This window comes from Burkholderia perseverans (genome assembly GCF_022870505.1).
GTDB classification, from domain to species: Bacteria; Pseudomonadota; Gammaproteobacteria; order Burkholderiales; family Burkholderiaceae; genus Burkholderia; species Burkholderia plantarii.
In genome coordinates this window covers 2,594,885-2,603,419 of the sequence record NZ_CP045093.1, presented here as the reverse complement: position 1 = coordinate 2,603,419, position 8,535 = coordinate 2,594,885, and the positions used below count along the sequence as shown (strand labels likewise).

The window sequence follows — 8,535 nt, the reverse complement described above, 5'->3', positions numbered from 1 at the left end:
CTTTGTTCTGGATGCACTTGAACAAGCGCTGTACGCCCGCCAACCGGGCGAGGACGGGACGTTGATTCATCATTCCGACAGTAAGAATACGGGTATCAGATGTTTCAGGCTCCTCACGGTCTGCAACGAGGATTCCCCGGCAACCTCTGGTGCCGTAAAGCGTTCCGGGTGACCTGACCCACATTCCGATCGACGTAGTGTCTTTCCCCGGACCTGTCGGTCGTCCGGAACTGCCGAACGGCGAGATTTCGCCTCGTCGATGCGTGTGACTCAAGAAGGGCCTGACGCTCTGTCGCTTTACTGTCTTGTCCAGGTACTCGATGCCGGTGAAATCGCCTGAATCCCATTGGCGACCGGAGCAAGGCTTATGAAAGAAGAACAGGCTACGTCTGGATATCGCAACGTCGTGGGCGGCGTTGATACGCATAAGGACCTGCATGTCGCGGCTGTCGTTGACGAACACAATCGTCTGCTCGGCAGTGAATGCTTCCCTACCACGCGGCATGGCTACAAACAGATGCTGCTTTGGATGCGCTCATTCGGTGAGCTTGCCCGGGTTGGCGTCGAATGCACGGGCTCATACGGAGCAGGCTTGCTTCGCTACCTTCAGCAAGCCCGCGTCACAGTGCTCGAGGTCACGACACCGGACAAGAGTGACCGGCGCAAACGCGGTAAGGACGACACGCTGGACGCGTGCAACGCGGCGCACGCTGCCTTTGCTGGTGTGCGGACAGTCACGCCCAAGACGCGTGACGGTATGATTGAATCGCTGCGCGTTCTGAAAGTCTGCCGGAAGACTGCTATCTCGGCGAGGCGCGTTGCATTGCAACTGATCCACAATACCATCGTCAGCGCGCCTGACGAGTTACGCGAGTCGCTGCGCAAGATGACCCGGATGCAGCTCATCCGGACATTGGCCGCATGGCGTCCCGATCTGTCTGACTATCGGAACCTGATCTCTGCCAACCGGATTGCATTGAAATCACTGGGGCGCCGGTATCTCGAGTTGCACGACGAGATCGCCGACCTCGACGTCATGATCGCGGCCCTGGTCGATGAACTCGCCCCCGATCTGGTCTCCCGCAATTCGATTGGCTACGAGTCCGCTTCGCAACTGCTACTGACCGCTGGCGACAATAGCGACCGGCTTCAGTCAGAGGCCAGCTTCGCGGCCCTTTGTGGAGTGAGTCCCGTCCCGGCGTCTTCCGGCAAGGTGACACGACATCGACTGAATCGAGGTGGGGATCGTGCGGCCAACAGCGCCCTGCACATCATCGCCATCGGTCGCCTGCGAACCGACGATCGCACAAAAGCCTATGTCGCCAAACGCGTCAGCGAGGGCCATTCAAAGCTTGAAGCGATCCGCTGCCTAAAGCGCTATATCGCGCGAGAGGTCTTCTACGCCATCCGGCAACGCCACCGCCAGATCGCCCAGACCCAATTTACCCCTTGACCTTTAGAAGGGCGTCAGAGGGTCTCAATACGTCAGCATTCGCTACAGCGAACGGCTGGCCGAGGCCGGCATCGAGCCGTCGGTCGGCAGCCGGGGCGACAGCTACGACAATGCGCTGGCCGAAACGATCAACGGCCTGTACAAGACGGAACTGATTCATCGGCGCGGCCCTTGGAAAACGAGGGAATCCGTCGAACTGGCAACGCTGGAATGGGTGGCCTGGTATAACCATCATCGGCTGATGGAACCGCTCGGCCATATCCCGCCCGCTGAGGCTGAGGCAAACTACTACAGGCAACTCAGAAATACCGCTGACGGGCCTGTATTAACTTAAACCAACCAGCCTCCACGATTCCCGGTGTGGTTCAGTTCGTCGAGTGAGCGTTCAATCGCTCGAACACCTCGATGGCATACCCGGCTGGGTCTCGACATTCGAATGAACGAGTATTTCCTCGAACGACTATTTCCGAGGACTCAATTCCCGCTCTGGCCAATCTAGCGGCGCAGGAGTTGACGTCAGAGACGTTGACGAAAAGCTTAACTCCGTCACAAGATAGTTGAGCATTCGCGTCTTCTCGCAGAGCAAGGGTTGAGGAAAAGCGAACAACTCTCTGCGATGCACCGGTTACTTTCAATCCCAGAAACCCCTCATAGAACGCGCGCGATTTGCTGAGGTCTCTAACAAGGAGAGACATACCAATTGCTGGTTCAAAATCACTATCGGAGTGGGATGGACTTTCCGCTGAAACGTCCAGCTTTCGTATAGCACCCTCCAGAATCTTACCCTTCGGTGCCATGCCCCTCGGATTTTCCGCCTTTTTCGCCGCGTCGCTTGGAATAAACAGCGTCAATCCAGCGTCTGTCGCAACAACGCGCGTTTCGAAGACGCGTTCGCCAAGTTGCTCGTGGCGACGCTCAACGGATGTCACTCGCAATCCAATAGGCATTGGAAGACCTGATGGCGCTTCTTTGCCTCCTAGCTGGTCTTTGAATTCAGCAAGGTCGCGTTTGGTTACCTGGTTGGAAGTCGCAGCGGCCTTGCGCATGAAAACCAAATGCTTCGCAGTTTGCTGAATGTAATCGGCATCCTGCAGTTTGTCCTCGTAGTCCTGCAACCAAGACATGCCGTTTATCACACCCAGAAGACTGGCCGTCATTGACGCGAGAGTGTCTGTATCTGCGCCCTCAGAGGCGGCCGCGCACCGCATGCCTTCCAATGGGGAAGCGGCATATCGAGACGCGTAATACAGTGCCGCAACCGCTGTTGTCGTACCGGCGCCATTTGTTTTCGGACTTAAGCCTCCGAGCGCCTTCACGACTACCATGTCGTCCGAAAGCACACCAGCCTCTAAACCATCCATGGCAAGATGGCAAAGGCTCACAATCTCTTCCACCGTGAGATGCCAAAGCCCATCGAAGTCTTGCACGTGCTTTCGCGTGGCTGGAAGCCACGACGGCCATTGAAGCGAGATGTCGGGTAGTGCTCCCCAGACGCTTGTCTCTTCCACGCATCGGCGAAGCAAAGACCCATAGTCGAGCGTGTCGACTCTCTTGAAGGCATTCCATAGTATGTACCCAAAAGCGAGCGCCCCTACGAGCGCGCGCGGGTGACCATGTGTCGTCACGCCGTCGGCAAGGATGTCTTTCGCCAACGTGGAGAAGTCGTCGTCTCTCGCATGAGATACGCAATGCGGCAATACACGCATCGCTGCGCCATTGCCGCCTGCTTCCAAGTATCGCTTAGCAACGTCTTTGGCCTTGGAATCCCAGGGAGCGACTCCCGCCAGCCATGAGTTGGCCGCGCGCTTCGTCGCTCCGCCGCCGCCGCGCTCGTAGCAGGTCCAAAAGGGTAATTCAACGCGCGCAAAATGTTCCCACCAATGCTGCTTAGTCGAGCGTGCGCGCGAGATGGCTAGGATGAGCTGGGTATCATCACTATAGGCGCCTGCGTCTATTCGTTCCCACCGAGGTGAAAATCTGCTGCCGCTGCGCTTCTTCCAGTCGACGAACTGGCCGTCCCATTGCCTAACGTCAAGTTTGCCTGCTGCTCTGCCCTCGAACGGCCAGCCGAGCGCATCCCCGACCGCAGCACCGACAAACGCTGCAATGGCGCGTTCGGGACTGGTCGTGGTCTTCTGCTCTTCGCGACGGTTCAGGATGCTTTCGCTCATGCTGCGGTCTCGGTGGGACGGCGCCCCGTCCAAATGTGTTGTTTCAGCTCCATTTTATCGAACAAGACGGGAGCAATGACAGTCGGCACTGTCGGCGCTGACAGACCCAGCGTGTCCCAGCGCGCGCGCTCTCTCGGTCTGAGCCTGCTTCTCGGTACGCATGGCCATACCTTGAATGGCATCTATTGGAATGGGCCCAGGTACGAGAACCTCTGCTTGCATGTCTGTCGGTGAGCAGGACAAGTGCGAGGCCTGGCGCTTGAAAGACCGTCCTCCGTCCCTTGGACTCGTGGCGCGAACATGGATTCATATCCTGGCCACCCGCCCGCTATCAGGGCGCCGTTCTCGGCAGCTGCATTCCGCGGACAAAAGAGCGTACCGGGTGACCACAACACCACGGGGTCAATGAACAGTACCACCCAATCGAGGAAAATCAGCTCCTTCCTCGTCACGATATCAAGGTAGTAGCTATTGGGATACTCGACCGAACAGCATATCTTGTCTCGGTGCCCATCCAGACGGTATTCGTCGGTCGGGTTGACCTCGTCGCGGGACTCCATGTCCAGTGTCTGACGGTCCTTCAGATATCCAGAGGCTAGGACGTGGATGAGATTCCTCGACGGCGTAAAGTGGCACAGGCGGGTAACGCCCCGCCTTGCGCAATCATCCAAGATGTTCGTGTTCACGGTCATCGAGAACTCCGGCTGTAAAGCGAATCGTCTGTCGGCAGCAATTGCGTGACGTTTCCGGTGTAGGTGAGCACCAGGGAGGTCTTTGCGCGCGTGATGCCGACATAGAGGAGCCTGCCGTCTTCGGCGAGTATCTCGTCTACTTCGTCCGCCTCGATGTCTTTCAAGTTTGGCATCTCAGCGTCGGAGAGGAAGGGGAGGATTACTAGGTCGAACTCAAGACCCTTAGAGGAATGGTAGGTGCCAAAGTAGGCACCGTGCCCGGCCATCCAACTCGCGGCCTCTTCCTTTAATTGCACTGCCGCATCCGGCAAATACGGACGGATTTCGCGAATTTTCTCGTGAGTGCGCAGTAAAACCGCCACGCTTTTAGTTCGGTACTGTTTTTCAACCAATTTTCCGACCAGTTCGCGCTCTGTTTCTGGGGCGACGAAGTGAACGAGCGCGGGCTTCGGCCCGTCAGCGGCGGATACAATCGGCGCAATCATGTCCTGGCCGCCCAGAAAATATGGCATATCGGACACGGCAACCGCCAGATTGGCGATGTTCCTCGTGTTTCGGTAATTTTGCTCGAAACGCCAGACCTGTCGCGTTTGAAAGCCCACCTCGCGCCAGCTCATCCCGCGGCCGTGACCATAGATTCGCTGCGCCACGTCCCCGAAAAATGTAATTGAACCGTCCGCTGAGATAGTCTTCGTCAAGGATCGAATCATCTCGAGTGAGAGGTCCTGTCCTTCATCGATGATGACATGCTTGTACATCCTCGGACGCTCGTCCCCGTCGAGCGAGGCTGACACCGCAGCCGCTATATCATCCAAGTCGTAGAGCTTCCCACTCGTCGCTCGCAGTTCACGGTAGCGCTCAAGTATTTGCCACATGATGGGGCGCAACACGCGGTCCATCTGTGCGGAGGCTCGACCTGTCCGAGTTACTTCGTTGTAGCGGTCGACTGATTCGATGTTGCGTCCGTTCAACCACTGTATCTCGTCGAGGAAGAACTTCAACGGCCGATGGAAGAAAGCGTGGTCTTCATATCTCTCTTTGACGTCTTTAAGAGCCTGTTCAATGAGCTGTTTACGCTGTATCGATACCGCGATACACCGGTCGGGCAGTTTGCCACACGACTTGAGATAGCCCCTGGCAAAAAGGTGATAGTTCCGAACGTCAACATTTTTAGGAATATCGCTCCCGAAGCTATTGATATAGTTCATCAGCGCTTTGTTGTACGTGATAATCAAAGTTCTGCCCGCGTCCGGAAGCAGATTGTTCGTCAGATACCTAGCGCGAGCTACAGCCATCGTAGTCTTGCCGCTGCCGGCGGTACCGAGCACCACATGCTGTCCGGTTGCCGGCAGACACACTACTTCCAGCTGCTTTCCAATTGGTTTGGGCAATGCCATATAGATGCAACCGCCGTTCTCAGCGTTCTCCGTTTTCGTTTCTATTGCCCACGCGATTTGTCTCGCCGTCCTTGCTTGTGCTGAACGATACGCTCACGCGACTTTGTGTTGTCGATACCTAAAATGATGAACAAGCTTCAAATGTAGGGTGCCCCATCAAAGGGATGTTTCGGCCAATTGCTAAGCGGGCCATACTCAGAGCACGCCGGCGAGCAATTGACACATTAGCGCAAGATGGTGATAAATCTGCCGCTCTTTATTTTTTGGCAGTCCCGGGAAGTGCTGAGTCGCAACGTCGTTTGCGTAGGCCTGCAGTGCTTCGTCGTCGCCGAACGCCCGGGGAGCAGCACGAACGCGCTCGACAAGCTTTCCGGCCGCTTGGAGAAACTTCTCGCCGATCGTCCCGACGTCGCGTTCGATGTCGTCGGAAACCAAATGCTCAACCCAGACCTCCGCGCCTCGCTCCTTGTACGTGGCGTGAATCGCGACGGCCGACGGTTGACCGCCCCCTGCTTCAAATGTTGCGCCCAGGATTGTGTAGTCGCCGAACCCGACTGCCACGTTCTGAAAATTGAGGTGACGGTCGGTAAAAAACTCGACACCTTCGTAGTCGGAATTGCGCGCTTTGCGCTGAAAGTCATCGCGGATGTCGACTACCTTGTCGCGAGGGAGGAGCGCACGATGTGCGGCGCTCATGCGCTCCTGCAGATTTACATGGAAGCGGATGTTCGCCCGCTCGGCCAGCCGCTGCGCGTTGGCCTCCGTGAGTCGGGCGTTCATGTAAAGCAGGGCGACGTCACGTCCTCGGTACTGTGCGAGAAAGTCCCTGATTTGCGGAACAGTTGTCGTGGGCGTACACAGCAGACCCGGAATGAGTGCGGCGTGTGTATTGATGGCTTCTTCGACCGGCCCAATCCAGCCGTCAAAATCACCAGCATGAAAATCGTGCTGATGGGGATTAGTAACGACAATCAGATTGTCACCGGCTTCGCCGAATTCGTTCAGCAGTCGAGCCAACGGGGCGGCGGCGCGATTAACTGGTTCTAGGATTGGAACTAGAATGTCGCGGATGGGGTAGTTAGCACGCAACGAACGCAATGCCAGAAGCTCAGACTGACGAGCATAAAGATACGGGAAGTACAAGGTCCGGCCCTCTTGCATTCCGCCGTTCGGACGGAGAGAGCGTCTCAGGCAAGCCGGTAGCTGATGTCCTCTCTCAGAGCAGAGAGTGCGGTTTCTCTCTGTCGCCCCGACAACGGGGTGGCATAGCCGAGCACGCGCAAGCTCTCCGGCAGCGCGGTCACAAAGCACACGGTATCCCCGTCGGTTTTCCTTTTTCTTAATGCGCGTACGAAGATATCATGCGCTTCCAGCGAGGTAAACTCTTGGAACACTCCGCTGCAATACGCTTGGATAATCGCAGATGGTTTTACGACCGGCTCGCCAGTTTTCAGCGACACTGCCTCGACATACTCTGCTCTCTGAAGGCAGCTGAAGATAGTTTTGGGAGTAACGTTCTGTCGGTTGGTCGACGGCTTGCGAATTTGTCGCAAGGAGCCCCGCTCCGTAAGGACGAGAACTCCGACGCGCGGGTCGACGATTTCCGCATAGCTTTCGGCACAGCGTGGATGAGTCACCAGACACACCCGGTCGAATGCAGCGAGATAGTCTGATGTCTGCGTGGTGAGCCGTCGTGGCGTGTCGAATTCCGTTTTAATTTCGTAAGCGGTCGATGTGCCGTTGAAAACTGCAACGTCAACGATTGAACGTCCGACTGGCAACTCGACGTGGAGGGACGCCGTGTTCGGACTGTGCCTACCGAAGACAATCCGGCTCGCGATTTCGGTCTTATAGACGAATTCGTTGCGATATGCGCGGCGCATCTCTCGCCACGCCGAATCGAATAGCGACGCAAGGGATTGCGCCTCCGACGTTGGAGCCAGCAGTCCGTGTTCCGCTAAGAAGTCGAGCGCAACCTGCCAGTTGCCAGACCGGGCGATGTTCGCAAAAACTGGCCGAGTGAACATGCGCGCGAGAATGCGCAGGCGTTCCGCCGGACTCAGGGCCCGGCACTTGGCGCGCTGTTTAGCTGGTGGGGTGGCGGATTGTGAAGCAGGCATTCGGTCGGATGTTTTCGTTGGCGTCTGTACCATCCGTATAGGATGAGCGCTATTGTAATGCTGGCGCCGGCGCGGTTGCCATGTCGACGAAATCGGTGGCAGCTGCTTTTGGACTGCCCGGAGGACACTAAACACCCCTGACCCTCACGCCGCAGCTTGTTCGAAGGTCTCGGGACTCAGGCCGCCGAGATGGCTATGGCCGTGGGTTCGATTGTAGAAGACCTCGATGTAGTCGAAGACGTCGGCACGCGCTATATCGCGAGTTTTATAGATGCGTTTGCGGATCCGCTCTTTCTTCAGGCTGCTAAAAAAGGATTCCGCCACGGCGTTGTCCCAGCAATTGCCGAGTCTACTCATCGAGGGCTCGAGCTGGTGTGCCTGACAGAAACGACGCCATTCATCACTGCCGTACTGGCTCCCTTGGTCAGAATGGACCAACACGGATTGCTTCGGTTGGCGGCGCACAACCGCCATCAACAGTGCGTCGAGGACCAGTTCGCGAGCGAGGGTTGGCTTCATCGCCCAGCCGACGACTTTTCTCGAATAGAGATCCAGTACCACGGCCAGGTAAAGCCAGCCCTGCCAGGTTCGTAGATACGTAATGTCTGTGACCCAAGCTCGATCTGAACCGCCCCGGGAATCGTGGAGGCTGGTTGGTTTAAGTTAATACAGGCACGTCAGCGGTATTTCTGAGTTGCCTGT

The 8,535-nt window shown here is 56.8% G+C and carries 6 protein-coding genes and 3 pseudogenes; 2 read left to right on the top strand and 7 right to left on the bottom strand.

Features of this window, described 5'->3' with window-relative positions; genetic code table 11:
- The first annotated feature begins 367 nt into the window (after window positions 1–367).
- Together BpN12_RS10705 and BpN12_RS10700 are read left to right on the top strand one after the other, a co-directional pair.
- On the top strand, window positions 368–1,453 hold the full coding sequence (locus BpN12_RS10705; RefSeq protein WP_246792537.1) for an IS110 family RNA-guided transposase: 1,086 nt from the start codon (window positions 368–370) through the stop codon (window positions 1,451–1,453).
- A gap of 16 nt (window positions 1,454–1,469) precedes the next feature.
- Window positions 1,470–1,787 (top strand): annotated as a pseudogene (locus BpN12_RS10700) (integrase core domain-containing protein); the annotation flags it as partial.
- A 31-nt stretch (window positions 1,788–1,818) separates the two neighbouring features.
- Here the strand turns inward: BpN12_RS10700 and BpN12_RS10695 are convergent.
- From BpN12_RS10695 to BpN12_RS10675, 7 genes and pseudogenes are all read right to left on the bottom strand, one after another.
- Entirely contained in the window at window positions 1,819–3,624 is a 1,806-nt protein-coding gene (locus BpN12_RS10695; RefSeq protein ID WP_246792536.1) for an ADP-ribosylglycohydrolase family protein, read from the bottom strand.
- Window positions 3,625–3,678: 54 nt separating this feature from the next.
- Window positions 3,679–3,930: a DarT ssDNA thymidine ADP-ribosyltransferase family protein gene (locus BpN12_RS33450; RefSeq protein WP_425306306.1), complete on the bottom strand. Its 252-nt coding sequence runs from the start codon at window positions 3,928–3,930 to the stop codon at window positions 3,679–3,681.
- A pseudogene (locus tag BpN12_RS33445) lies at window positions 3,915–4,316 on the bottom strand (DarT ssDNA thymidine ADP-ribosyltransferase family protein); the annotation flags it as partial. The pseudogene BpN12_RS33445 and the gene BpN12_RS33450, both read right to left, overlap by 16 nt.
- Window positions 4,313–5,713: a 3'-5' exonuclease gene (locus tag BpN12_RS10690; protein ID WP_246792534.1), complete on the bottom strand. Its 1,401-nt coding sequence runs from the start codon at window positions 5,711–5,713 to the stop codon at window positions 4,313–4,315. The gene BpN12_RS10690 and the pseudogene BpN12_RS33445, both read right to left, overlap by 4 nt.
- Before the next feature lie 195 nt (window positions 5,714–5,908).
- Window positions 5,909–6,856 (bottom strand): sce7725 family protein, encoded by a 948-nt coding sequence (locus BpN12_RS10685; protein WP_246792532.1) that lies wholly within the window; start codon window positions 6,854–6,856, stop codon window positions 5,909–5,911.
- Window positions 6,857–6,900: 44 nt separating this feature from the next.
- Entirely contained in the window at window positions 6,901–7,833 is a 933-nt protein-coding gene (locus BpN12_RS10680; protein WP_246792531.1) for a sce7726 family protein, read from the bottom strand.
- Between the two features lie 144 nt (window positions 7,834–7,977).
- A pseudogene (locus tag BpN12_RS10675) lies at window positions 7,978–8,457 on the bottom strand (IS3 family transposase); the annotation flags it as partial.
- Window positions 8,458–8,535 lie beyond the last annotated feature (78 nt).

Bases quoted from the DNA above. Each gene is read 5' to 3' on its own strand.
- BpN12_RS10690 (WP_246792534.1), bottom strand. From the start codon at position 5,713: ATGGCATTGCCCAAACCAATTGGAAAGCAGCTGGAAGTAGTGTGTCTG.
- BpN12_RS10695 (WP_246792536.1), bottom strand. From the start codon at position 3,624: ATGAGCGAAAGCATCCTGAACCGTCGCGAAGAGCAGAAGACCACGACC.
- BpN12_RS10680 (WP_246792531.1), bottom strand. From the start codon at position 7,833: ATGCCTGCTTCACAATCCGCCACCCCACCAGCTAAACAGCGCGCCAAG.
- BpN12_RS10705 (WP_246792537.1), top strand. From the start codon at position 368: ATGAAAGAAGAACAGGCTACGTCTGGATATCGCAACGTCGTGGGCGGC.